A 22,572-nucleotide genomic window follows, 5' to 3' on the forward strand; every position below is an offset into this window, starting at 1 on the left:
GCATAAGAGTCTAATGGTCGGTGCTTCCCCTGTGAAACCGTCTCAGAGAGCATAAAGAGCCGCTAAAAGCGACGTAACCCCGTTTTAGCAAACCAATAAATTACTACTCGTATAGTAAAAACTCAGGCGAGGTCCCGGGCGTCGTCTCGCCACTCGGAGACGCGTTCGGCGTCGAGTCCGAGCGAGTCGGCGACGTGTTCGGGGTCGGCGGTGGCGAGACTCCGAACCGAGGTGACGCCGCCGTTGGCGAGTATCTCGGCCATCTCCTCGTCGACGCCGGGCACGTCGGTCACGGGGTCGGGTTTGCTCCGCTCGCGCCACGCCGCCTCGGCCTCTTCGGCGGCCCCGCTCCCGTCGGTGGACGCCTCGCCGGTCGGCGTCCAGTCCCCGCTCGTCGTCTCGGTGGTCTCGGGTTCGTTCGACTCCCAGTCGCCGTTACTTGCCGCGACCCACGCGCGTTCGTCGTCCTGAAGCCCTCGAATCTTCTCCGAGCGCTGTTCGAGCGAGTCGTCGTTCTCGTCGCTCCCTCCGAACGACCAGTGCAGCGAGTGTTTCTTCCGCAAGCGAGTGGCGACGCCGGGGTTCACGCCCGCGTCGATGAGCATCTCGTAGGAGACCGACTTGTCGATGATGCCGGTCGCGTCGAAGTCGGCGTCTGCCAGCACCTCGGCAGTCGCCGGGCCGACGAAGTGGATGTCTCTCAACTCCGTCACGCCGTCGGTGAATTCGTCGTCAGAGGCGTCGTTTTGGCTCACGGGGCGTCACCAGTTTGTTTCGGACTCACACTGGTAGGGCTTGAATGTTTTGCATAGTGTAGAGGAAGTTAAACAGATTCGATATAGATACCGTTCGGAAATTCGACAACGAAACTCCTACGTCCCCGAGTTGGGAAGGTGACAGTATGAACGACCCGGTCCTGGTTCTCGTAGACTTCCAGCAGGGGTTCGACGACCCGTCGTGGGGGACGCGCAACAACCCCGACGCCGAGGAGCGCGCGGCCGACCTCCTCGATGCGTGGCGGCGCGCTGGTCTCCCTGTCGTCCACGTCCGACACGACTCCCGGGACGCCGAGTCCCCGCTCCGGCGCGACAGCGAGGGGTTCGCGTTCGAGTCGGAGGTCGAACCCGCGGACGACCGACGTGCGGACGGCCAGTCCGCGGGCCACCGGCCCGCGGAAATCGAGGTGGTCAAGCGAGTCAACAGCGCGTTCGTCGGCACGGAGTTGGAGTCGTGGCTCCGGGAGCGAGGGTACGAGACTCTCGTCGTCGCAGGACTGACGACCGACCACTGCGTCTCGACCACGACGCGGATGGCCGAGAACCTCGGCTTCCGGGTGGTCGTGGTCTCGGACGCGACCGCAACTTTCGACCGGGAAGCCCCGGACGGAACCGAAATCCCCGCTCCCCAGAACCATCGGGTCGCCTTGGCCCACCTCCGCGGCGAGTTCGCTCGCATCGCCGACACCGACGAGTTACTCGCCGAACTGTCGTAGCCGAGACCCCAACCGTCCGCCGGGGGACGTTTCCGAGTCGAACGCCCGATTCGTAACTTCGGTAGCCTTACGACCCGACCGCAAGAATTGCCTAGTATGGTACGAGATCTCGACAACATCGGGAGTATCGGCGTCGTCGGTGCAGGCACGATGGGGAGCGGCATCGCGCAGGTCGCGGCCCAGAGCGGGTACGACGTGGTGATGCGCGACATCGAGGAGGAGTTCGTCCAGAACGGCTTCGACTCCATAGAGGACAGTCTGGACCGATTCGTGAGCAAGGACGAAATCAGCGAGGACGAGGCCGAGGCGACCGTCGACCGTATCACGGGTACTACGGAACTCGCCGACCTCGCGGACTGCGACCTCGTGGTCGAGGCCGCGCTCGAGGACATGGACGTCAAGCAGGACATCTTCGAGGATTTGGACGACGAGATTCCCGAGGACGTGGTGCTGGCGACCAACACCTCCACGCTCTCCATCACGACCATCGCCTCGGTCACGGAGCGCGAGGAGCAGATCGTCGGACTCCACTTCATGAACCCCGTGCCCATTATGAAAGGCGTCGAAGTCGTCGTCGGCGAGAAGACCGACGACGACGTGACCGAGTTGGCCCACGCGTTCGCCGAGGACCTCGGCAAGGAGACGTGGGAATCCGACGACAAGCCCGGGTTCGTCACCAACCGCATCCTGATGCCCTGGATAAACGAGGGCATCCGAGCCTACGACGAGGGCGTGGCGACCAAGGAGGACATCGACAAGGGGATGAAACTCGGTACGAATACCCCGATGGGGCCGCTCGAACTCGCCGATCACATCGGACTCGACATCTGTCTCGACGCGAGCGAGACGCTCTTCGAGGAACTGGGTGACAGGTACAAGCCCGCCTATCTGCTCAAGCGGAAGGTCGACGCGGGAGACCTCGGCAAGAAGACCGGGCAGGGCTTCTACGAGTACTGAAGAAGACCTTCGAGGGGTTCACGACGGCGAGAACGGCTCTTCTTCCAACTGCGCCCGAAGTTCGCCGATTCGCTCGCGCTCGACGCCGTCGGACTTGAACAGTTGAATCAGTCCCATCACTTCGGCGCGAGAGACTTTCACGCCGCCTTCCTGTACCACGTCCTCGGGTCGCTTCAGGAGTTCGCGGCTGGTGCCGACCGCGAGCAGGTAGGGGATGGCCCACGCTTCGAGGGTGTTACCCTGCGACTCGGGGAGGGCTTCGAGGTAGCGCTGGGCGTCGTCCATGTATCCTCGCGCGTGGCGCGTGACTCGGCGAATGACGCCAGCGACCGCCGTCTCGTTCTCGGGGGCCGTGACGTTCGCGGGACTGACGCCGCGTTCGTGGAGCCACGTCGCCGGGAGGTAGACGTTGTTCTCCTCGCGGAAGTCGTCGGATACGTCCTTGGCGACGTTGACCAACTGGAGCAAGAGCGCGAACCCGCGGGCGTTCGCCCGGAGGACCTCCGCGCGACGGTCGTCCACGTCCTGGGCGACCAGGTTGGTGATGAGTTCGCCGACGGTCCCGGCGGCGTACCAACAGTACTCTTCGAGTTCGTCGATAGTTCCGATTCGGAGGCCGCCGTCGTCCTCGTAGCGTTCGACGAACTCGGCCATCCCGAGGACCAACTCGCTCACCGGCGGGTAGATGGCCGACTGGGCGTCGTCGCCCAGCGACTGGAACGTGGCGACGATGCGCGGCGAGCGGGCCACCACGTCCCAGTCTTCGTCGGTCTCCAGTTCGTCGGCGTTGGCGGGAAGCCACGGTTCGACGGCGCTTCGGAACTCCTCGATACTCGTCGGGTCGTCGGGGTCGAGTGCCCGATCGTACAGGTGCAGGAGGCGGGCTTGCTCCTCCGGCGGGATGTGTCCGGCGTCCTCTACGGTGTCGGCGACGCGACAGAGCAGGTAGCCGACGCAGATGTAGGAGGCCATCGGCTCTTCCAACACGTCGATAGTGATGGCGAACGTTCTCGAAACCCCTTGGACGGCATCGAAACACCAGTCGATGTCGGCGTCGTCGAGACGTTCGGTGGGCGGCTCCGTATCCATTGACTTTTGATGCTTAGGGTCCCGAGATTGAAAAGCTTGAGCAAACAACTTAGAACTTACCGCCAGCGAAACGAGAGTCAGCGTGGGTGAGAGTCGCCCGGTGGACCCGGCCCAACGTTTATTCTCGCCCGTCACGTCGATTCGGGTATGATTCCGACTCCGAAAGACGCTGCAAAAGTCCTCGTCGGCAAGCCGCTGAAGTTCCAGAAGAACCGGCTCAACGTCGCGTCGTTCGTCCTCCAAGCCGCCCTCGCCCTGCGAAACGGCAAGCCCAAGCGCGCCTTCCTCTTGCTCGGGGCGGCCAGCGTCGCACCGAAGCACCCCGCGGCATCGTGGCTCCTCCAGGGCGCGCTCGCGGCCGACGACGTCCGTCGCAAACTCTTTTAAACCGAGTACGGGAGTACGAGGAGCTAAAGCGCGAGTTGGCCCGCGATCATCCCGACGACCGGGACGCCTACACCCAGGAGAAGGGCGAGTTCGTCGAGCGCGTCCTGGCGACGGCGACGGACGACCCCGCGCCGCGAAGGGAAAACTAAAGGGTGGTTCCGGCGCAACTTTTGCGCATGGACTTCAGTCTCTCCGCCGAGCAGAAGCAGATACGCGACATGGTCGCGGAGTTCGCAGACGAGGAGATCAAGCCCCGCGCCGACGAGATAGACGAGACCGACGAGTTCCCGCAGGACCTCGTGGACGAGATGGCCGACCTCGGCCTGATGGGGATGCCGTTCCCCGAGGAGTACGGCGGGGCCGGTCTCGACTACCACTCCTACGCCATCGGACTGGAGGAGATCTCCCGAGGGTCGGGCGGTCTCGGAACCGTCGTCGCGGCCCACACCAGTCTCGCGGGCAACATGCTCTACGAGTTCGGCGACGAGGACCAGAAGCAGGAGTACCTCACTCCCCTGAACCGCGGTGAGGACGTCGGTGCCTTCGCGCTCTCGGAGGCGGGCGCGGGGTCGGACGTGCCCGCGATGGACACGACCGCCGAGAGGGACGGCGACGAGTACGTCGTCAACGGCGGAAAGCTCTGGATTTCCAACGGCTCGGTCGCCGACACGGTCACGCTGTTCGCCAAGACCGACCCCGAGGCGGGCAGCAAGGGCATCTCGTCGTTCGTCGTCCGGCCAGAGGAGGACGACGGCTTCCACGTCGAAGGTACCGAGGACAAGCTCGGCGACAAGGGGTGTCCGACCGCCGAACTCCGATTCGACGACATGCGCATCCCGGAGGACCGACTCCTCGGCGAGGAGGGCCGCGGGTTCGTCCACGCGCTCAAGACGCTCAACGGCGGGCGCATCACCATCGCGGCGCGGTCCATCGGTCTCGCGCGCGCGGCGCTCGAAGACGCCCTCGAATACTCCCAGGACCGCGAGCAGTTCGACCAGCCGATTTCGGAGTTCCAGACCATCCAGCACAAACTGGCCGACATGGACACCAAGGTCCAGGCCGCCAAGATGCTGATGCACCGCGCGGCCGACCGCAAGATGCGCGGCGAGGACTACATCAAGCAGGCCGCGCAGGCAAAACTATACGCCTCGGAGGTCTCCCGCGAAGTCGCCAACGAGGGCATCCAGATTCACGGCGGCTACGGCTACACCAAGGACTTCCCGGCAGAACGCTACTACCGGGACGCCAAGTTGAACGAGATTTACGAGGGGACCAGCGAGGTCCTGCGGAACACCATCGCTAACGAACTGCTGGAGTGATTCGTTTACTCGGTTCGTTTCTCCGGGTTCGATTCCTCTGGTTTCCGGCGGTCGGTCTGCTGTTCGGAGTCGTGTTGGTCGTCGTGAAACTACTTCCAACTGGAGGAGGGGAGAGGGTCGTCGTGGCTGGCCTACTGACCGTGGTCACGGTCGGAAATCTCTCCCGACTACTCAGGTGACCGGTCTTCGCCCACTTTCCCGCGCATCCACTCGAAGTGGTCTTCCACCCGCTTCTCGCCCGCGTCGGTCAGCGCGTACGCCTCGTGAATCCCCTCGGTACGTTTCTCCACGAACCCCTGCTGAATCAGCGATTCGAGCGCGCCGTAGAACGACTTCGAGTCGATGTGGGTGTCGTAGTGGTCTTCGAGTCGGGTCTTGAGACTCTGGCCGCGAAGCGCGTCGGCGTCGTACAGCAGGACGCAGACGTCGCGTCGTCGCCCGCTCTGGAGCCATCTGGTCATGGTCGGAAAATCTGGCCGAACGACTACGACGTTTGCGCTTCGGGCGCGGAAAAAACGGTAGCCGGTGAGTCGATTCGGGGCGACCAGCGGACTGCTCAGGTCGTCTCCATCATGTTCCGCGCCTCGTCCTCCGAGACGGACATGTCGTGCTGTGATCGGGCGTGAATCTGGATGAAATCGACCATCTCCTCCTCGTGCTCGTCGGTGATCTCGAAGTCGCAGTCCATTCCCTGGTCTCGACAAGCCATGTGCTTTGGCATCTGTTGTCAACCCCCGCCACAGAGGTGGCACGCACGAGGTGATAAAGCTACGGTGGTTGCCGATGGCGGCGTCGGAGCGGGCGCGCTCGGCCGACCAACTACTACCGCAAACGCTCGACTGACTAACCACTACCACAAACGCTCGACCAATCATCCGACACGAAAGCTCCGCGGAACAACCCCAGGGGTGGGATAAAGGGGCCGCGCACTCGCGGGGGCTTTCAAAAACAGAACAGAATCTGTCTCGGCGGTAGTCTTCACTCTGATTCTATCTCTACTCATCCTTAGAGACGAATCGGTACCTTCGACTGTCACCGTCCCGAACCCCCGGCCATGACCGAACAGGAAGACACCGACGAGGGCATTACGGCCCGCTACTACGAGACCGACGACGAGCGTGTGCTGGAGTTCGAATCCGGCCGTGCGACCGCCGCAATCGCACAGAACGTCGAGGGGTACGCCATGCTGAAAGTCCGGCCGAGCGCCGACGGCGACGAACTCGAACGCTACTACGGGTTCGACATGGCGCTGGACCACGCGGCCGAACTGCTCGGCGCGTCGCCACACGACTTGCCGGTCCCCGACGACGCCGAAGACATGGGGATGTAGCCTCGGTCACGTCGCTTCGTATAACTGTATCTACCCAAGAGATGTATCTACACAGCTAAGGAAATTATTCTGATTGCTTAGATACCACGACGCCTTCGACCGGTATGGACGGAGCGAACGAGTAATCGCGGACGAGGAGAACCTATTTTACCGCCGGAACCAGAGCCTACAGTAATGGGTAAATTCCAAAATACTGCGTTACCGGACTGGGACTGGTGGGGGAAACTCTGGCCGACGCCCGGCGAGACGCTCCGAGAACTCGGGGTCGCGTCCGGAACGACTCTCGTCGAGGTCGGGTGCGGAAACGGTTACTTCGCGCTTCCCGCGGCGCGAATCACCGAACCAGCACCCGTCTACGCGCTCGAACTCGACACGGACGCTCTCGACGAACTCACCCATCTGGCAGAGCAACAGCGAATCGACAACGTCGAACCGATTCGCGGCGATGCCCGAGAACTCGCTCGCCACTTACCGGAGCCCGTCGATTACGTGTTGATAGCGAACACGTTCCACGGGGTCGGAGACATGACGGGGTTCGTCCAGCAGGCGTTCGACTCGCTCCGTCCCGGTGGTCGGTTGGTCGTCGTCAACTGGCACGACCTGTCCCGTGAGACCACGACGATAGAGGGAAGTCCGCGAGGTCCACCGACCGACCTGCGGATGACGCCCGAGGAGACCGAGAACGTCGTTCTCGCCGCGGCGGGGTTCACGCTCGCCCGGCAGGTCGAGCTACCGCCGTATCACTACGCACTCGTGTTCGAACGGTGAACGCGAACGTGACTACCGACGTGATACGAGCCAGGACACAACATCTATCCCGCGTGCGGTCCCATTCCCGGGCATGACCGAATACACTACCGTCTCGATTCCGAAGGACCTCGCCGACCGAGTGGACGAGACCATCGAGGGGACCAGTTTCTCCAGTACGAGCGACCTCGTGCGGTTTCTGCTCCGGAGCATCGTCATCCAGCACCAGAAAGAGGGCCAGCTCACCGAATCGGAGTTCGAGGAGATAACCGGGCAACTGCGCGAACTCGGTTATCTGGAGTAGCGTCCCGCCGAATCAGACCAGCGATTCGGTCGGTGGTTCCGCGTCGACGACCTCCAGCGGTTGCTTCCGGCCCGAGCGGTCGAACACCGCCAGCGACGACTCTTCCCACGGCGGCACCGCGACAAGTATTGCCTCGTGGAGGTCGTCGGTCTTGGCGACTTCGAGATTCCCCCGAGGGTGGGAGACGAATCGGCCCTGCGTCTGCCCGGCCGGAACCGAGAGGTCGACGCCGAACACCGCGGTCAGCGACTTCCCGGCGTCGGGCGGGTAGAAGTGAGTGAACACGGGAACGTCCGGCGGAACGTCTTCGATGCCCTCCAACTCCCCGGCGGGCGTAACCGCGAGCGAAACCGTCACCTCGTCCGGTTCGGCATCTGCCGCGAAGTCGAGTAACACGCTCACGAGTCCCCGGGTTACGTATACCACACGCACGTTTGGTGCCGTCGATGTATAACGATACTGCCTCCCGACGACTGTGAACTTCCGTCGAGAACACGAGAAGTGGTAACTATTTTCAGTACACATGCCGTCCGTCAGACTTGCGTCAGACGCAAACATGTCTCGAAATATATAGAATATTTTATATTACAATAGCTATTACCTTTTGGTGTAATGGCAGAAACCGACCTGACTACGTACCTCGAAGCGAATCCCCGGATGATGGGTGTACTGTTTACGATGCTACTGTTGCTCTCGCAAACGGGGAACGCCGCAGGTGCAGTCGCGGCGTCGTGTTACGGACCGTAAAATCAGTACGCGTCCAAGTCGATACTGTTACTCCACTCGAACTTCCCGTCGATTTCGACCGGGAAGTCTTCGAGCGCCAGCGTCGTCCGGAGTTCGTCGGTCGTGAGCGAGAACGGCCCGTGTTCGCCCGACGTGAGATGATACCGATCGGCGTCGCCGAAGAGAGGCGTGAAGAACCCGCCCATTCCGCCCTCTCCCGAGACGTAGCTTCGTAGCGTCACCTCGAACTCGTCGTCCCCGTCACCTGTGTCGATGACACAGAGGACGGCGACGCCGCTTTCGGTCTGGACGACGTCGTGATTTCCGTCGCCCACTACGATGTACTGATTCCCGACGATGCTCCGACCCCGGGCGATGGACATCGCCGCTCGGAGTGGGAACCCACGATTCAGCAGGCGAACCATCGTCTTTCCGACCCTGACCGCGCCGCTGTTTATAACGTCGCTGAGCGTGACCACGCCACCGACGCTCCCCGCGTCGACCAGAGCCATCCCCTGGTCGTAGGACTGGCAGGCGTTCAGCATGAACGCCTCGGCACCGACGTCCTCCACGTCGGCCGCGTCGAGGTAGCCGTCCGCACACTCGAACCCGTTATCGTCGATGTGTCCGATGTAGTGGAGGAACGCGGTCTCTTCGGCCAGTACGTCGCGGAGTCGCTCGACGGTCAGGTCGCGGTGGACCGTCACGTCGAACGGGAGGTTCTCCCGGGACCCGTACACCTCCGCCGCGATGTCGCGCTCTTCGTCCATCGCGGTGTCGTTGCACACCACGGCGATTTCGATGTCATCGTCGTCTGTCTCTCGCTCGAGGCGATTCCGGAACGCGGTCGGAGTCGCCTTGCTGGCGTCTACCGGAGCGTGGTCGCCCAGCCACGCCTGCTCCACCGAGTCGGTTCGCTCGGGTTCGACCAGCGGAAAGGTCTCGCTCGACCCGGCCGTACTTCTGGTGAACTCGTCGCTCGACTCGCCGTCGCGGGCGACTTCACCGACCGCCGCGGTCGGGCGCTGTGCGGTCGTCTGCCGAGTATCGGGCGTGCGGACGACCGCCAAGTCGTCGACGAGGAAGGGTATCGACTCGACGTTCTCCGGCGTCGGGTCGACGTGCGTCGTCAGTTTCCACGTCGGGACGAACTCGGCGACGACCTCGAAAGGGACCGAGAGGTAGGCGTCGAGTCGCTCGGCCAGCGTCCGGTCGTAGAGGTCGGCGAAGTCCAAATCCACGTGGGGTTCGACCGCTTCCCGCTCGTGCAACGTCACCGGGTAGTACCCCTCTGTCCGGGTCACGCAGTCGAGGAGAAACGTTTGTTTCAGGGTGCGGGCCACGGCTTCTTCGAATCCCTGCGGACCGTCGAGAGCGTGCTCGAACCCGTCGTCGGTGACGATTCGGGGTGTACTTCCCGGCACCAGTTCCGCACCGAGGTAGAACGCGAGCGGTGCAGCGACGTAGGCGTGTCCCCGGTCGGGCGGCAGTTCGATACGAACGCCGGTCTCGGGCACGTCGAGTTCGTCGGGTACGCGAAGCTCTCGACCTACCTCGACCAGCGGCGGGTGGCCCCGCAGGGTAGGAAAACTCCGCTCGGGGCTGGTCGTCTTCAGCGCCGACCCGAGCGTCGAAAGCGCAGTCATCACGTCGCGGGGGTCTTCGGTCGTCGTGACGGTCGCCGCCGGACGTTCGTGGTGCGAGCGCGCGCCGACCCCGACCTCGGTCTCGGACTCGAACTCGAAACGAATCCGGTCGTCGCTCGCCGTTACCGAGACCGGTCCGTCGACCGCGAGGTACAACTTCATCGGGGCGCACACCTCGACTCGGTAGGCTCCCTCCGGAAGTCGTCGGTCGGTTCCCGTCCGTACTTGGAGACGCATCTCGCCGTCAGCGTCCCGAACGTAGGTCGCTACGAACGACGGGAGCGTGACGGCGTCGGTCGTGACGGAGACCGCCGCGTCCACCGGAAACCGGAAGTCGTCGTCGGTCGGCGTCGGCGAGACTACCGACGAAGTGTGCAGGGCGTACGTTCTCCGCTCGATGTGGTCCCGAATCTCGACGCCGGGCCGGACCGACGTGGGGTCGAACGAGAGCGTCACGGCCACGCCCCCCGTTTTCTCGGCGTCGAGTGTACCCCTATGGAGAAACGCATGTGTTCCAATTTACAACGTAGCTCCAAAAATTTATCGCCGGGTCCGGTCTATCGTCTCGACAGCACCCGCCTACTATCGTAACAACATGCGTAAGTTTTCGGCGTACAACTTCGGAGTCGACCGTCGCGCACCTCGGATAGCGTCGTCGAGCGCACGTGCCGCGTCGTCTAACACTCCGCGTCCGTGACCGAGAACGACGCGCTCGGGTCTGAGACCCCGAAGTTCCGAAGGTGGCGTGAGTCGCATCATGGGGTGGACGCCGATTCGCTCGCCGGGCGTCGTGAAGTACGGCGCGTTGCCGACGCTCTCGGAGACGACGAGGGTTCCCCGCTCGTCGTCGTAGAGCGCCGCTTCCTCCCAGCCGAACGAGTCGGCGACCTTCAGGAGTTTATAGTCGGTGCCCGGCAACCTGGCGTCGAATCGGTGGAGTTCGGCCTCTAGCTCGGGAACCCGGTCGAACCACGCGGGGACGTAGACCGGAACGTCGTGACGCCGGGCGATGTCGTTCGCGTCCCGGTAGTGACGATTCAGGAGGACGACGACGCCCGCCACGTCGCCGAACTCAGCGATCAGGTCGTCGATTCCCGCGGCGTCTACGGGGTCGGTCACCCAGACGCCGGCGTCCGTGGCGAGCGCGTGACTGGCCCGCAACATCGTCTCGTCCGGGTGGGCTATCCACCCGACGCCGTCGTCCCAGCGGTCGATTTCCTCGTAATCGGTCGCGGACTCGGTCTTCTTCAGGGGCATACCCGTCGTTACGGACCGAAGCCACAAAATCCCCACCGACGGGGACGGTCGCGCGACTCTCCGCCGTCGCCACGCGGGGGTTTAAGCGCCGGGCGTTCGTACCTCGTAGCCATGCTTTCGGGGTTGCGATGGCTGGCGCTCGAAGCGAAGTACCTCGACCGCGCCCGCGAGTTCTACGAGACCCATCTAGATCTGTCGGTGGTCCGCGAGGGCGACGGCGAAGTCGTCTTCGACGCTGGCGGGACGAATCTCGTCCTGCGGGAACCCGGCGAGGTGCCCCGCGGCGGGGTCCACACCCACTACGCCTTCGCCGCGCCGCCCGACCGCTACGCCGCGTGGTACGACCGACTCGCTGAGTCGTTCGACCTCACGGAGTTCGACTTCGGCGGTGCGAAGTCGCTGTACTTCTACGACCCGGACGGCAACTGCGTCGAAATCGGCGGCGTCGGCGGGGGCGAAGCCGCCATCACCGACGTCTTCGAAATCGTGCTGGAGGTAGAAGACCTCGCGCGCGCCGAATCGCTCTACCGGTCGCTCGGATTCGAGGTGGTGGACCGCGGCGACGAGCGCCGCCGACTCCGCCTCGGTGGCCCGGTGGACCTCGAACTCTGGGAACCGCAACTCGGGATAGCCGACGCTCGCGGCGGTCTCCACGTCGACGTGGGATTCGTGGCCGACGACCCGGAGTCGGTGGCCGAGGCGGTCCGCGACGACGTTTGCGCGGTAGAAGAGATAGACGATGGCGTGCGCGTGCGCGACCCCGATGGTCACTATCTGACGTTCCGGTAGCGACGCTACCGACCTCCTCGGGGCTACCGACGCTGTCTGGCTCAGCCCTCTCGGGGTAGTCGGACTGTGGGTCGCTCGCCCGAGACGACCCGGAGCGTCCGAGCAAGGTTGGCCGCGCCTTCGTACCTAAACCTTTGCGTCGACCAGCAGTCTGCGGAAGCGACGAGGGAGTGACCGCAGAGAGCGAATGAGTAGGCAGGGTAAGGACCGCGGTTGCGGTTCGGGACGATATCGTGCGGTTGCAGTACGAGGCGGTGCTGTACGGTAAACTCCGTGGTCCGAACAGTAGCTAACCACTCCGACTCCTCGACGAACTGGTACAGACGCTGACTCGATGGCGTACGTCACAGCGCGCGAACGTGGGCTCGTCTTCCGAGCCCAGTCGCCTCAGAGTCGGTCCGTGTCCACGCTCACGTCGGCGGGCGTCACGATGAGAAACTCCCGGAAGTGGATGAGACTGCCGCCGCGCTCTTTGACTCGCGGGGCGAGGTCGGCCGCCAACTCCGGTAGTTCGCCCTCGATAGCCAACACGAGGACGTTGCCCCGGTCGATGACCTCGAACCACTCGCACTCGTCGGTCGTTCCGTCCAGTTCTCCGAGGACGATTCGTCGGTCGCTCTGCTCGTGGTCGTCGTCGCCGTTTTCTATCTCCTCCTCGACCGTCTGGAGGTCGAGGTCGAACCCACTATCCATACGCGCTCGCTCGCACTCCCCCGGCAAAATCCTTGCCCCCTGAGGGTCGTTTGGAAACCGCCTATTTTAAATAAATGGCCGTAATCTATTTCAAGAATTTTTCTATTACCATCTTTTAAACAAGTTCAATTACGGGGCCGTCATTGCCACAAGTGGTCATGCCACAAACCACGCTGCGGAACGAGATGGCGGACTACCTCGAAGCACATCCCCGGATGGCGGGCGCACTGTTCACGATTTGCCTGCTCCTGATGCAGGCAGGAAACGCGGCGGCGAACGCCGCAACTGCAAACAACGGTCCGTAATTAAAACTCTTCGACCGAGATTCGGTCGGACCAGTACAGGTTCCCATCGAGCGTGACGGGCATCGTTTCCAGTCCCAAGAACTGATTTAGTTCTTTTTCGGACACAGTAAACGTATCGAGTGTCCCAGACCCGAGATAGCGCGTGTCCGACTCGACGATGTTCGTCGTGTTCATAGACCCGATTCCGTACTCCCGAGTCGGATGAGTCTGGAGAGTGACCTCGAATCGGTCTTCCGTCATCCGGTTCACTCGTATCTGCATCGGCGTTCCGCTCTCGCTCTGACACAGCGTCAGTCCTCCGTCTCCGACCGTCACGTACTGGTACGCGGGCGGGGTCGTCTCCTTGGCGACCGACAGCGCGACTCGAAGCGGAAAGCCGCAGTTGAGGAGTCGCGCGAGCGACTGGCCGATCTGGGTGGCGACGCTGTTGGCGATTTCCGCGAGGGTGACGACGCCGCCGTAGCTTCCGGACTCGACCAGTGCCTCGCCCTGCGCGTACGACCGGCAGGCGTTGAGGACGAACGCTTTGACGTTCACGTCCGGGAGCGTGCGGGCGTCGAGGTGGCCGTCGGGACATCGAATCCCCTGGTCGTCCACGTGGCCGATGTAGTGGAGGAAGTCGGCGGGTTCGGCCAGCAACTCGCGGAGTTCGTCGGTCGTGAGTCCGTCGTGGACCGACACGTCGAACTGGAGGAGGTCGCGCAGGCCGTAGAACTCCTCGACGACGCCCTCCTCCATCATGCGCTCGTCGTTGCAGACGACGTGAATCTCGATGTCGGTCTTGTCGGGAGTCGACCGTTGGACGCGCCGCCGGTAGGACTCGACGGTCGCCTTGTTCGCTCCGAGCGGGAACCCCTCGCCGACCCACGCGTGTTCGGCGGTTTCGGCCGGTTCCGGGTTGAAGATCTCGCCCTGCGAAGGCGTCGCGGAGTCGGCGTCGGTCGTGCTTCGAGTGAAGTCGTCGGTCGCGGAGTCGACGGCGCAACCGGTCGTGGCGGAGTCGCCGGTCGGTTCGTTCCGGAAGAACTCGTCGAGGGGTTCCGGCGTGGGGCACACCGACGCGGCCGTCGGGTCGCCCGGACACCGGACCAGCGCGAGGTCGGTGGCGACGAACGGTAGCACCTCGACGTTGTCCGGCCTCGCCATCACGTCGGTCGTCAGACTCCACTCGGGGACGAACTCCGCGACGGTCTCGTAGGGAATCGAGAGGTAGGCGTCGAGTCGCTCGGCCAGCGTCCGGTCGTAGAGGTCGGCGAAATCGAAGTCAACGTAGGGTTCGACCGCTCGCCGCTCGTGGAGGTCGACCTGATAGTAGCCCTCGGTTCGAGTCACGCAGTCGAGGAAGAACGTCTGACGGAGGACGCGCCCGACTGTCTCCTCGTAGCCGAGCGGTCCGGCGAGGTCGTACTCGAACCCGTCGTCGGTGACGAGTCTGGGGTCGGCGGCCGGAACGACCTCCGCGCCGAGGTAGTAGGCGAGCGAGGCGACGGGGTAGACGTACTCGTAGTCGGCCGGAACCTCGATTCGGACGCCGGTGTCGGGGCATTCGATGCCCCCGGGCGCGTCGAACGAGTCGCCGACTTCGACCAGCGGCGGGTGGCCCCGCAGTGTGGGGAAACTCCGCTCGGGACTGGTCGTCTTCAACGCCGACCCGAGAAGCGAAATCGCGTCCATCGCACCCGCGGGGTCGCCAGTCGTCGTAACGGTGCCAGCGGGTTGGTCGTGGAACGACCGCGCGCCGATTGCCACCTCGGTCGGGCCGTCGAAGGCGACTCGGACTGCCGCCTCGTCGTGGCCGAGTTCGACCGCGCTCTCGACCGACAGGTAGAGCTTCATCGGTGTGGTGCTGAGTTCGACGGCGTACGCGCCGGGGTCGAACGACCTGTCGACGCGGTCGGCGTTGTCGGCGACGAGTTCGCCCGACCGGGTTCGGACGAGAACGTTCGCCAGTTTCGGCACGACGATGGCGCTGGTCTCGACGACGACTGCCGCATCGACGGGGAAGTAGAACTCGTCGGCAGGGACGGGCGTCGGGTCGACTGCTCGCGGAGTGTACAGTTCGAAGCGGGCGTTCTCGATGGGGTCTGCTATCTCGACGCCGGTTCGCTCAGGAGTGTTCTCGAACGTCGGGTCCATGAATCACCTCACAGGCGTACCCAGTCGGTCGACTGTTCGTGCTGTGGCACGTGCCAGCGCTGTTCGGTCGGCAGTCCGTCGCGCTTGCGCAGTTCGATTCGGGCGTCGAACAGCGGCGAGAGTCGGTCCACGACGTCGTCGTCGTCGGGTCGCGGCAGGTGGTAGTGGCCCATGCCGCGGACCCCGCGCACCATCGCCGAGACCGACCGGACGAACTGCGCGACATCGCTCGGACCTCGTTCGTGGACCAGTCGGCCGAGCGACGACACCGACAGTCGAAGTTGCGAGGGGTCCAACCCGTCGGTGGTCTCCTGAAAGTAGCCGATGGCGGCGACGATCTCCTCGCGCAGACGGGTCAGTACGTCCCGGTCGTCGTTCGCGGCCGGGAGGTCGAAGTCCCTGCTCTTTGCGGCCTTCGGAACCGAACGCTGGCGCGCGTGCTGGTCTACGACCCACACGTCCGGGTCGTCGGACTCGACGCCAGGCGGCAGTCGCTCGAAGACGTTTCCGCGTCGGGAGTCGGCCAGCGCGACGACGCGCTTGCGGTCGGCGTTCGGCGCGCCCAGAAGCGTCTGCGTCGCCGTTACCGTCACGTCTTCCGAAACGGTGCCCGTAACGAGGAGATTGCATCCGTCGCTCTTGAACCGTTTCAACACCTCCTGAAAATCTTGGGTCGAGCAGTCTCCGCGAAAGCTTGCCCGCTGGAGTGACATCTCGTCTCATACCTGAGAGTGGGTGAAAATAAAATTTTGTATTCCTTTAAAGCCGGACAGAGAATCCCGCAGCGATACGTGCGCAAGCAACGCCTTCCGAGCGTATTTTCCACCCCACGTGTGGTAACGAGCAGCAACTCTCTAAATCGTATCGGCGCGAACCGTCGGGACGCAGACCTGCGTCGAAAATCGGCCGACTGCAGGGCCGTCAGTTTTCGTCGTACTCGCGCTTGAACCCGCGGAACTCCGTCCGGTGTGCCTCCTCGTCGCTCAGGACGGTGACGGCGAGGTCCTCGGTCACGGGGTCGTCGGCGTCGCGGGCCGCTGAGACGAGTTTTCGGTACGTCTCGATGGCGTCTTCCTCGGCGTCGAGGACGCCGTTGATGACCGACAGCACGTCCGTGCTGTCCTCCGGCGGTTGGAGACTCTCCTGGCGGGCCTCGAAATCGTACGACGCGGGCGGGCGCTCGTCAAGTTGCTTGAGTCGCTGGCCGAGCATCTCGGCGTGGTTGAGTTCCTCCTGAATGTCGGTTTCGAGGCTCTCTCTGACCTCTTCCGCGCTGACGCCCTCCAGCACGATCGAGTTGGTCAGGTAGTTCATCACGGTCTCGATTTCGTCACCGTAGGCCTTCTTCAGCAAGTCAGTGACTTCTTGAGTAGTCATGCACTCATTTTTCGTTCGCCAGCCCCCTTACTGTTCCGGCGGTGCTGGTCGGCGACGTGACTACTCTCGACCGGTCGTCCATTCCGCGCCCGAGACGGTTCCGCTCTCGAATCCGGGAAATCAACGTCTATTCGGAGGTACGAAAAGTACTATCGTCTTCGTGAGTTTAAGGAGTATTAAGGACCTACCGACGATTACAGGACGTTTCAGTCGGGCGATTTTGGGATCGTCCCTACCCGAGTAGAACTATCAACCGCTCGCAACCACCTGTCTCAGCGAAACGGTTAAATAGGAGGTGGCGGCCATGACCGAGTACGATGTCTGACAACGACATGCACTCGTCCGACACCAGTCGGGCGGGTCGAGTTCTTCGACGGTACGTTGAGAACTAAAAGCGAATTCGACTCCGCACGGGTCTTCGACACGACCCTCCGCGACGGCGAACAGGCTCCCCGCACCTCCTTCTCGTACGACGAGAAGCGAACCATTGCCGACGCCTTGGACCGGATGGGCACCCACGTCATCGAGGCCGGGTTCCCCGTGAACTCCGACGCAGAGTTCGAGGCCGTCAGCGACATCGCCGCGAGTACGTCCGCAACCACTTGCGGACTGGCGCGCGTCGTCGAGAAGGACGTGGAGGCCGCTATCGACTCCGGCGTCGAGATGGTCCACGTCTTCGCCTCGACCAGCGACGTGCAAATCGAGGATTCGATGCACGCCACCCGCGAGGAGGTCGTGGAACGCTCGGTGAACGCAGTCGAGCGCGTGAAGGAGGCGGGCGTAACCGCGATGTTCTCGCCGATGGACGCCACCCGGACCGACGAAGACTACCTGAAGAGGGTCGTCGAGGCGGTCTCGGAGGTCGGCGTCGATTGGATAAACATCCCCGACACCTGCGGGGTCGCCACGCCGAGTCGGTTCGGCGACCTCGTCCGACTGGTGGACGACCACACCGACGCGCGCATCGACGTTCACACCCACGACGACTTCGGCATGGCGTCGGCCAACGCCATCGCCGGGTTCGAGGCCGGGGCCGACCAGGCGCAGGTCTCGATAAACGGTATCGGCGAGCGCGCGGGCAACGCGGCCTACGAGGAGGTCGTGATGAGCGTCGAGAGCGTCTACGGCGTGGATACGGGTATCGACACGACCGGAATCGCCGAACTCTCGGCGATGGTCGAGGAGTATAGCGACGTTCCGATTCCGGCGAACAAGCCCATCACCGGCGACAACGCCTTCGCTCACGAGAGCGGTATCCACGCCGCGGGCGTCATCGAGAACTCCGACACCTTCGAGCCGGGGGTCATGACTCCCGAGATGGTGGGTGCCGAGCGCGAGTTCGTACTCGGCAAACACACCGGCGCGAACTCGGTCCGCAAGCGACTGGAGGACCACGGGTTCGCACCGACCGACGACGAAGTTCGGCAGGTGACTCGCCGCGTCAAGGACTACGGCGCGGAGAAGAACCGCGTCACCGTCGCCGACCTCGAACGGTTCGCCCGCGAGGTCGGCGTCGCACGCGAGGAAACGGAGGTCCGCGCCTGATGAACGCTCGCGAAGTGGCCTCCGGCCGCCAGCCGTGCGCGGCGGCGTCGGACGGCGGGTTTCGAAGGGCGGAGCCCGAGGGCGAGTGTGGAGGTGTGGCATCCTCCCGACCTTCGCGCAAAGGTTGCCGTCCGCGCAAGGGTTATCACCGTCCGTCTCGGTACGTATCCAGTAACGATGCGACAGTCACTCACTGCACCCGGCGCGAGACGTTTCGCGCCCCGAGAGCGAGCGGCCGACGCCGCGAGCGCTCGGGCCGCAAGCAGTGCGACTGTCGAGCGCGTGATTATCGTAGGGGCTTGAGCCCCTACACTACCACTTCTCCGACCCGACGTTCCGCATCGTTTTCCGACCGACAGCACCGAGACCGCGCTCGACCAACCGTGACACGAACGACACCGATAACACAGAGGACAGCACCGACAGAGAGCTATCGACCGCCGACAACATCGGAGGTGGGCCGGACGTGAGCGAACCCGCGCCGCCGAAGTCCGACGCGGCTGACTCCGACGCGACCGACTCCGGCACCACCGGGACCGCCGACGCGGACTCCGACGCCGAGGTCCAAACCGGCGCGGAGTCGGTCGTCGCCGCCCTCGAACGCGCCGGAGCCGAGACGCTGTTCGGCGTGCAGGGCGGCGCGATTATGCCCGTCTACGACGCGCTGTACGATTCGGACCTCCAGCACGTCACGATGGCCCACGAGCAGGGCGCGGCCCACGCCGCCGACGCATACGGCGTGGTGGCCGGCGAGCCCGGTATCTGTCTCGCCACCTCCGGTCCGGGGGCGACCAACCTCGTCACCGGCATCGCCGACGCCGACATGGACTCGGACGCGATGCTGGCGCTGACGGGACAGGTCCCCTCGCACATGGTCGGCTCGGACGCCTTCCAGGAGACCGACACGACCGGCGTCACCGCCCCGATTACGAAGCACAACTACTTCGCGGGCGACGCCGACACGGTGGGCGACACGGTCGGCGAGGCGTTCGCGCTGTCGGCCGAGGGCCGGCCCGGTCCGACGCTCGTGGACCTGCCGAAGGACACGACCCTCGCCGAGACCGACCGCGAACCCGGCCCGGCGGAGACGCCCGACACCTACTCGGTCGAGGAAGATCCCGACGACGAGCAGGTCGAGGCCGCGGCCCGCGCCATCGAGCGCGCGGAGAAGCCTCTGCTCCTGTTCGGCGGCGGCGTCGTCAAGAGCGACGCCTGCCAGGAGGCCCGAGGGTTCGCCATCGAACACGGCATCCCGGTGGCGACGACGATGCCCGCCATCGGTTCGATGCCCGAGGACCACGAACTCTGCCTGTCGTGGGCCGGGATGCACGGCACCGGCTACGCCAACATGGCCATCACCCACACCGACTGCCTGATCGCCGTCGGCACTCGGTTCGACGACCGGCTCACGGGCGGCCTCGAGACGTTCGCTCCCGAGGCCGAGGTCGTCCACGTGGACATCGACCCCGCAGAGATATCGAAGAACGTCCACGCAGACTATCCCGTCGTCGGGGACGCCGGGAGGGCCATCGAGCGCCTCTCGGCGGAGATGGACCGCTCGCCCCAGACCCGCGAGTGGCGACAGCAGTGCCAGTCGTGGAAGGACGAGTACCCGCTGGCCTACGCCACGCCCGACGACGAACCGCTCAAGCCGCAGTTCGTGGTCGAGGCGTTCGACGAGGCGACCGACGACGACGCCATCGTCACCACCGGCGTCGGCCAGCACCAGATGTGGGCCGCGCAGTTCTGGACCTACCGAAGCCCCCGGACGTGGGTCTCCTCCCACGGACTCGGCACGATGGGCTACGGCGTCCCGGCCGCCATCGGCGCGCGAATCGCGGCCGACGACGACCAGCAGGTCGTCTGCTTCGACGGCGACGGGTCGTTCCTGATGACGATGCAGGAACTCTCGGTCGCGGTTCGGGAGAACCTCGACGTCACCGTCGCGGTCCTCAACAACCGCTACATCGGGATGGTCCGCCAGTGGCAGGACGCCTTCTTCGACGGCCGACAGATGGCCGCCGACTACGACTGGTGTCCCGAGTTCGACAAACTGGCCGAGGCGTTCGGTGCCAAGGGCCTGCGCGTCGACGACTACGACGAGGTCGCCGACGCGGTCGAAGAGGCGCTGAGCTACGACGGCCCGGCGGTCATCGACTTCCACGTCGACCCCGCCGAGAACGTCTACCCGATGGTGCCCAGCGGCGGAGCCAACGGGAAGTTCGCCCTCTCGGAGGACCAGCTATGAGCAGCGACGACTCGCCCGACGAGCAGGCCGAACCGCACCCGGAGATTCCCCGGAACGGACTGCCGGGCCCCTCGCCCGACGAGCGACCGCACCCCGAGGGTCGGCGCAACGCGAAGGGCATCCGCATCGACCCCGAGGCGGAGGCCGAACCCGAGCAGCGGTCCGCGGTCGTCTCGGCGCTGGTCGAACACGAACCCGGCGTCCTCTCGCGGGTGTCGGGGCTGTTCTCCCGGCGACAGTTCAACATCGAGAGCCTGACGGTCGGCCCGACCACGGTCGAGGGCCACGCCCGAATCACGCTGGTGGTCGAAGAGACCGACCTCGGCATCGACCAGGTGAAAAAGCAACTGGCGAAGCTCAAGCCCGTGATTCAGGTTGGCGAGCTCGACGACGACGCGGTTCGCGCCGAACTCGTCGTGCTGAAAGTCCGCGGCGAGGAACCGGACAAAGTCCAGGCCATCACCGAGATGTACGAGGGCCAGACCCTCGACGCCGGACCGCGGACCATCACGGTCCAGATTACGGGCGACCAGCAGAAGATAGACGACGCCATCGACGCGTTCCGGCAGTTCGGCATCATCGAGATCGCCCGAACCGGCCAGACCGCGTTGGCGCGCGGCGACACTCCGACCACGCCCGGCGAGGAGCCGGGTCACGCGAAAGAGACCGACGAACGAACGGACGAAGTTCAAACTGGAACATACGATGACTGACGAATTCGACACCGAGATTTACTACGACGATGACGCGGACAGCACCCGAATCGAGGACGCGACGGTCGCGGTCCTCGGATACGGAAGTCAGGGCCACGCTCACGCCCAGAACCTCGCGGACAGCGGGGTAGACGTAGTCGTGGGCCTGCGCGAGGACTCCTCCTCGCGCGAGGCCGCCCGCGACGACGGCCTGCGCGTGGCGACGCCGAAAGAGGCCGCCAGCGAGGCGAGTATCGTGTCGGTCCTCGTGCCCGACACGGTGCAACCCGCAGTGTACGCCGACATCGAGAGCGAGTTGGAGGCGGGCGACACCCTCCAGTTCGCCCACGGGTTCAACGTCCACTACGGACAGATCGAACCGTCCGAGGACGTGGACGTGACGATGATAGCGCCGAAGTCGCCGGGCCACCTCGTCCGGCGCAACTACGAGAGCGGCGAGGGCACGCCCGGCCTGCTCGCGGTGTATCAGGACGCGACCGGCGACGCCAAGCAGGAGGCGCTGGCGTACGCGCAGGCTATCGGCTGTACGCGCGCAGGCGTGGTCGAAACCACGTTCCGCGAAGAGACCGAGACCGACCTGTTCGGCGAGCAGGCCGTCCTCTGTGGCGGTATCACCGAACTCATCAAGGTCGGCTACGAGACGCTCGTGGACGCGGGTTACAGCCCCGAGATGGCCTACTTCGAGTGTCTGAACGAGATGAAGCTCATCGTGGACCTCATGTACGAGGGCGGGATGGGCGCGATGTGGGATTCGGTCTCCGACACCGCCGAGTACGGCGGTCTGACCCGCGGCGAACAGGTCGTCGACGACTCCGCACGCGAGAACATGGAGGAAGTCCTCGCACAGGTCCAGAACGGCGAGTTCGCCCGCGAGTGGATAGCCGAGAACCAGGCCGGACGGCCGTCCTACCGCCAGCGCCGCATCACCGAGAAGAACCACGAAATCGAGGACGTGGGCGAGCGACTCCGCGACCTCTTCGCGTGGGCGGAGGAAGCAGAAGACGAATCGACCGAGAACGACAGCGAATCCGAGAAAGTGACAGCGGACGACTGAGACCATGAACCGAACCAACCGAACCGACGACCCGATAACCGACCGAGAACCGACTACGATGGGCGAGGTGAGCCACACGCATCCCCACGCCGACCGCGGTACCGTCAACCGACCCTTCGAGCGCGGGCCGGTCGTCGCCGCCGACGGCGGACGGAGAGAGGCGTACGACGCCGACGCCCGCGAGGAAGAGCAAGAGGAAGACGACGGAGACCACGAACACGACCGCATGAAGGACGTGAACCACACCCCGCCGCACGGCGACGGGGTGGACCGAGTGTTCGAGCGCGGCCGAGAGAACGAAGCCGTAGAGTCCGAAGAGTGAGTCAGTAGCGATGCACGTACGAATCGATTTTTCCGACGCCGAGACGAGTAGCCGACGGTCCGGAGCGACGGCAGGTGCCGAGGCTTCGACCACCGATATCGTTCCGAAAGCACGGTTTTCGACGCTCAAAGAAATG

The 22,572-nt window shown here is 64.4% G+C and carries 28 protein-coding genes; 17 read left to right on the plus strand and 11 right to left on the minus strand.

Annotated features, from left to right (window positions below):
• Positions 1–122: 122 nt before the first annotated feature.
• On the minus strand, positions 123–755 hold the full coding sequence (locus E2484_RS18780; protein ID WP_137286733.1) for a helix-hairpin-helix domain-containing protein: 633 nt from the start codon (positions 753–755) through the stop codon (positions 123–125).
• Positions 756–901: 146 nt separating this feature from the next.
• Here E2484_RS18780 and E2484_RS18785 point away from each other — a divergent pair, with 146 nt between their 5' ends.
• Together E2484_RS18785 and E2484_RS18790 are read left to right on the plus strand one after the other, a co-directional pair.
• A complete protein-coding gene (locus E2484_RS18785) occupies positions 902–1,492 on the plus strand; it encodes a cysteine hydrolase family protein (RefSeq protein ID WP_137286734.1) in 591 nt (196 codons plus the stop codon).
• A 96-nt stretch (positions 1,493–1,588) separates the two neighbouring features.
• Positions 1,589–2,449 (plus strand): 3-hydroxyacyl-CoA dehydrogenase family protein, encoded by an 861-nt coding sequence (locus E2484_RS18790; protein WP_137286735.1) that lies wholly within the window; start codon positions 1,589–1,591, stop codon positions 2,447–2,449.
• A gap of 18 nt (positions 2,450–2,467) precedes the next feature.
• On the opposite strand, the gene E2484_RS18795 is transcribed toward E2484_RS18790, so the two are convergent.
• Positions 2,468–3,538 (minus strand): phytoene/squalene synthase family protein, encoded by a 1,071-nt coding sequence (locus E2484_RS18795; protein WP_137286736.1) that lies wholly within the window; start codon positions 3,536–3,538, stop codon positions 2,468–2,470.
• 147 nt (positions 3,539–3,685) lie between these two features.
• Here E2484_RS18795 and E2484_RS25765 point away from each other — a divergent pair, with 147 nt between their 5' ends.
• Genes E2484_RS25765 through E2484_RS18805 form a run of 3 tightly spaced genes read left to right on the plus strand, consistent with a single transcriptional unit; the run spans position 3,686 to position 5,244 of the window.
• The gene (locus E2484_RS25765; protein ID WP_321112731.1) at positions 3,686–3,925 is read left to right on the plus strand and encodes a hypothetical protein; all 240 of its coding nucleotides are present in this window, start codon (positions 3,686–3,688) and stop codon (positions 3,923–3,925) included.
• A complete protein-coding gene (locus E2484_RS25770; RefSeq protein ID WP_321112732.1) occupies positions 3,871–4,074 on the plus strand; it encodes a GrpB family protein in 204 nt (67 codons plus the stop codon). Before E2484_RS25765 ends, E2484_RS25770 begins: the two co-directional genes overlap by 55 nt.
• A 27-nt stretch (positions 4,075–4,101) precedes the next feature.
• Complete coding sequence (locus E2484_RS18805) at positions 4,102–5,244, plus strand: acyl-CoA dehydrogenase (protein WP_137286738.1); 1,143 nt, start codon at positions 4,102–4,104, stop codon at positions 5,242–5,244.
• A 167-nt stretch (positions 5,245–5,411) separates the two neighbouring features.
• Here the strand turns inward: E2484_RS18805 and E2484_RS18810 are convergent, their stop codons facing one another.
• Complete coding sequence (locus E2484_RS18810; RefSeq protein WP_137286739.1) at positions 5,412–5,705, minus strand: helix-turn-helix transcriptional regulator; 294 nt, start codon at positions 5,703–5,705, stop codon at positions 5,412–5,414.
• A 95-nt stretch (positions 5,706–5,800) separates the two neighbouring features.
• Positions 5,801–5,953: a DUF1059 domain-containing protein gene (locus E2484_RS18815; protein ID WP_170977420.1), complete on the minus strand. Its 153-nt coding sequence runs from the start codon at positions 5,951–5,953 to the stop codon at positions 5,801–5,803.
• A gap of 345 nt (positions 5,954–6,298) precedes the next feature.
• Here E2484_RS18815 and E2484_RS18820 point away from each other — a divergent pair, with 345 nt between their 5' ends.
• From E2484_RS18820 to E2484_RS18830, 3 genes are all read left to right on the plus strand, one after another.
• Positions 6,299–6,574: a DUF7111 family protein gene (locus E2484_RS18820; RefSeq protein WP_137286741.1), complete on the plus strand. Its 276-nt coding sequence runs from the start codon at positions 6,299–6,301 to the stop codon at positions 6,572–6,574.
• A 174-nt stretch (positions 6,575–6,748) separates the two neighbouring features.
• Positions 6,749–7,342, plus strand: a complete 594-nt coding sequence (locus tag E2484_RS18825; RefSeq protein WP_137286742.1) for a class I SAM-dependent methyltransferase — start codon at positions 6,749–6,751, stop codon at positions 7,340–7,342.
• A 73-nt stretch (positions 7,343–7,415) separates the two neighbouring features.
• Complete coding sequence (locus E2484_RS18830; RefSeq protein ID WP_115796150.1) at positions 7,416–7,625, plus strand: ribbon-helix-helix domain-containing protein; 210 nt, start codon at positions 7,416–7,418, stop codon at positions 7,623–7,625.
• Positions 7,626–7,637: 12 nt separating this feature from the next.
• Here the strand turns inward: E2484_RS18830 and E2484_RS18835 are convergent, their stop codons facing one another.
• Positions 7,638–8,051: an MPN domain-containing protein gene (locus E2484_RS18835; protein ID WP_137286743.1), complete on the minus strand. Its 414-nt coding sequence runs from the start codon at positions 8,049–8,051 to the stop codon at positions 7,638–7,640.
• A gap of 186 nt (positions 8,052–8,237) precedes the next feature.
• Between E2484_RS18835 and E2484_RS25775 the strand changes: the two genes are divergently transcribed.
• Positions 8,238–8,372, plus strand: a complete 135-nt coding sequence (locus tag E2484_RS25775; protein ID WP_321112734.1) for a DUF7503 family protein — start codon at positions 8,238–8,240, stop codon at positions 8,370–8,372.
• Between the two features lie 2 nt (positions 8,373–8,374).
• Here the strand turns inward: E2484_RS25775 and E2484_RS18840 are convergent, their stop codons facing one another.
• Positions 8,375–10,453 (minus strand): caspase family protein, encoded by a 2,079-nt coding sequence (locus E2484_RS18840; protein ID WP_137286744.1) that lies wholly within the window; start codon positions 10,451–10,453, stop codon positions 8,375–8,377.
• Positions 10,454–10,579: 126 nt separating this feature from the next.
• Positions 10,580–11,254 (minus strand): hypothetical protein, encoded by a 675-nt coding sequence (locus E2484_RS18845; protein ID WP_137286745.1) that lies wholly within the window; start codon positions 11,252–11,254, stop codon positions 10,580–10,582.
• A 111-nt stretch (positions 11,255–11,365) separates the two neighbouring features.
• Here E2484_RS18845 and E2484_RS18850 point away from each other — a divergent pair, with 111 nt between their 5' ends.
• On the plus strand, positions 11,366–12,043 hold the full coding sequence (locus E2484_RS18850; RefSeq protein WP_137286746.1) for a VOC family protein: 678 nt from the start codon (positions 11,366–11,368) through the stop codon (positions 12,041–12,043).
• Between the two features lie 387 nt (positions 12,044–12,430).
• Here E2484_RS18850 and E2484_RS18855 read toward each other — a convergent pair whose 3' ends face one another.
• A complete protein-coding gene (locus E2484_RS18855; protein WP_137286747.1) occupies positions 12,431–12,736 on the minus strand; it encodes a DUF5779 family protein in 306 nt (101 codons plus the stop codon).
• A 158-nt stretch (positions 12,737–12,894) separates the two neighbouring features.
• Between E2484_RS18855 and E2484_RS25175 the strand changes: the two genes are divergently transcribed.
• Entirely contained in the window at positions 12,895–13,041 is a 147-nt protein-coding gene (locus E2484_RS25175; RefSeq protein ID WP_170977421.1) for a DUF7503 family protein, read from the plus strand.
• Here the strand turns inward: E2484_RS25175 and E2484_RS18860 are convergent, their stop codons facing one another.
• The 3 genes from E2484_RS18860 to E2484_RS18870 form a co-directional block, all read right to left on the minus strand.
• Complete coding sequence (locus tag E2484_RS18860) at positions 13,042–15,177, minus strand: hypothetical protein (RefSeq protein WP_137286748.1); 2,136 nt, start codon at positions 15,175–15,177, stop codon at positions 13,042–13,044.
• A gap of 8 nt (positions 15,178–15,185) precedes the next feature.
• On the minus strand, positions 15,186–15,890 hold the full coding sequence (locus tag E2484_RS18865; protein ID WP_137286749.1) for a DUF7504 family protein: 705 nt from the start codon (positions 15,888–15,890) through the stop codon (positions 15,186–15,188).
• A gap of 208 nt (positions 15,891–16,098) precedes the next feature.
• Entirely contained in the window at positions 16,099–16,554 is a 456-nt protein-coding gene (locus tag E2484_RS18870; RefSeq protein ID WP_137286750.1) for a ferritin-like domain-containing protein, read from the minus strand.
• 321 nt (positions 16,555–16,875) lie between these two features.
• Here E2484_RS18870 and E2484_RS18875 point away from each other — a divergent pair, with 321 nt between their 5' ends.
• The 6 genes from E2484_RS18875 to E2484_RS18895 all read left to right on the plus strand — a co-directional run bounded on the left by E2484_RS18875 (position 16,876) and on the right by E2484_RS18895 (position 22,436).
• Complete coding sequence (locus E2484_RS18875) at positions 16,876–18,099, plus strand: LeuA family protein (RefSeq protein WP_321112783.1); 1,224 nt, start codon at positions 16,876–16,878, stop codon at positions 18,097–18,099.
• Between the two features lie 177 nt (positions 18,100–18,276).
• On the plus strand, positions 18,277–18,402 hold the full coding sequence (locus tag E2484_RS25780; RefSeq protein WP_321112735.1) for a hypothetical protein: 126 nt from the start codon (positions 18,277–18,279) through the stop codon (positions 18,400–18,402).
• Between the two features lie 163 nt (positions 18,403–18,565).
• The gene (ilvB, locus tag E2484_RS18880) at positions 18,566–20,347 is read left to right on the plus strand and encodes a biosynthetic-type acetolactate synthase large subunit (protein WP_137286752.1); all 1,782 of its coding nucleotides are present in this window, start codon (positions 18,566–18,568) and stop codon (positions 20,345–20,347) included.
• A complete protein-coding gene (gene ilvN / locus E2484_RS18885) occupies positions 20,344–21,060 on the plus strand; it encodes an acetolactate synthase small subunit (protein WP_137286753.1) in 717 nt (238 codons plus the stop codon). The genes ilvB and ilvN overlap by 4 nt, the downstream gene beginning before the upstream one ends.
• Positions 21,053–22,114, plus strand: coding sequence for a ketol-acid reductoisomerase (ilvC, locus tag E2484_RS18890; RefSeq protein ID WP_137286754.1), 1,062 nt, complete (start codon positions 21,053–21,055; stop codon positions 22,112–22,114). Before ilvN ends, ilvC begins: the two co-directional genes overlap by 8 nt.
• A gap of 4 nt (positions 22,115–22,118) precedes the next feature.
• Positions 22,119–22,436 (plus strand): hypothetical protein, encoded by a 318-nt coding sequence (locus tag E2484_RS18895; protein WP_321112736.1) that lies wholly within the window; start codon positions 22,119–22,121, stop codon positions 22,434–22,436.
• Positions 22,437–22,572: the final 136 nt, after the last annotated feature.

This window comes from Halorussus salinisoli, assembly GCA_005239435.1.
GTDB classification, from domain to species: Archaea; Halobacteriota; Halobacteria; order Halobacteriales; family Haladaptataceae; genus Halorussus; species Halorussus salinisoli.

Excerpts from the sequence above, each read along its gene's own strand:
- E2484_RS18785 (WP_137286734.1), top strand. The coding sequence starts at position 902 with ATGAACGACCCGGTCCTGGTTCTCGTAGACTTCCAGCAGGGGTTCGAC.
- E2484_RS18790 (WP_137286735.1), top strand. The coding sequence starts at position 1,589 with ATGGTACGAGATCTCGACAACATCGGGAGTATCGGCGTCGTCGGTGCA.
- E2484_RS18795 (WP_137286736.1), bottom strand. The coding sequence starts at position 3,538 with ATGGATACGGAGCCGCCCACCGAACGTCTCGACGACGCCGACATCGAC.
- E2484_RS25765 (WP_321112731.1), top strand. The coding sequence starts at position 3,686 with ATGATTCCGACTCCGAAAGACGCTGCAAAAGTCCTCGTCGGCAAGCCG.
- E2484_RS18805 (WP_137286738.1), top strand. The coding sequence starts at position 4,102 with ATGGACTTCAGTCTCTCCGCCGAGCAGAAGCAGATACGCGACATGGTC.
- E2484_RS18810 (WP_137286739.1), bottom strand. The coding sequence starts at position 5,705 with ATGACCAGATGGCTCCAGAGCGGGCGACGACGCGACGTCTGCGTCCTG.
- E2484_RS18815 (WP_170977420.1), bottom strand. The coding sequence starts at position 5,953 with ATGGCTTGTCGAGACCAGGGAATGGACTGCGACTTCGAGATCACCGAC.
- E2484_RS18820 (WP_137286741.1), top strand. The coding sequence starts at position 6,299 with ATGACCGAACAGGAAGACACCGACGAGGGCATTACGGCCCGCTACTAC.
- E2484_RS18825 (WP_137286742.1), top strand. The coding sequence starts at position 6,749 with ATGGGTAAATTCCAAAATACTGCGTTACCGGACTGGGACTGGTGGGGG.
- E2484_RS18830 (WP_115796150.1), top strand. The coding sequence starts at position 7,416 with ATGACCGAATACACTACCGTCTCGATTCCGAAGGACCTCGCCGACCGA.
- E2484_RS25775 (WP_321112734.1), top strand. The coding sequence starts at position 8,238 with ATGGCAGAAACCGACCTGACTACGTACCTCGAAGCGAATCCCCGGATG.
- E2484_RS18845 (WP_137286745.1), bottom strand. The coding sequence starts at position 11,254 with ATGCCCCTGAAGAAGACCGAGTCCGCGACCGATTACGAGGAAATCGAC.
- E2484_RS18850 (WP_137286746.1), top strand. The coding sequence starts at position 11,366 with ATGCTTTCGGGGTTGCGATGGCTGGCGCTCGAAGCGAAGTACCTCGAC.
- E2484_RS18855 (WP_137286747.1), bottom strand. The coding sequence starts at position 12,736 with ATGGATAGTGGGTTCGACCTCGACCTCCAGACGGTCGAGGAGGAGATA.
- E2484_RS25175 (WP_170977421.1), top strand. The coding sequence starts at position 12,895 with ATGCCACAAACCACGCTGCGGAACGAGATGGCGGACTACCTCGAAGCA.
- E2484_RS18860 (WP_137286748.1), bottom strand. The coding sequence starts at position 15,177 with ATGGACCCGACGTTCGAGAACACTCCTGAGCGAACCGGCGTCGAGATA.
- E2484_RS18865 (WP_137286749.1), bottom strand. The coding sequence starts at position 15,890 with ATGTCACTCCAGCGGGCAAGCTTTCGCGGAGACTGCTCGACCCAAGAT.
- E2484_RS18870 (WP_137286750.1), bottom strand. The coding sequence starts at position 16,554 with ATGACTACTCAAGAAGTCACTGACTTGCTGAAGAAGGCCTACGGTGAC.
- E2484_RS25780 (WP_321112735.1), top strand. The coding sequence starts at position 18,277 with ATGCGACAGTCACTCACTGCACCCGGCGCGAGACGTTTCGCGCCCCGA.
- ilvN (WP_137286753.1), top strand. The coding sequence starts at position 20,344 with ATGAGCAGCGACGACTCGCCCGACGAGCAGGCCGAACCGCACCCGGAG.
- ilvC (WP_137286754.1), top strand. The coding sequence starts at position 21,053 with ATGACTGACGAATTCGACACCGAGATTTACTACGACGATGACGCGGAC.
- E2484_RS18895 (WP_321112736.1), top strand. The coding sequence starts at position 22,119 with ATGAACCGAACCAACCGAACCGACGACCCGATAACCGACCGAGAACCG.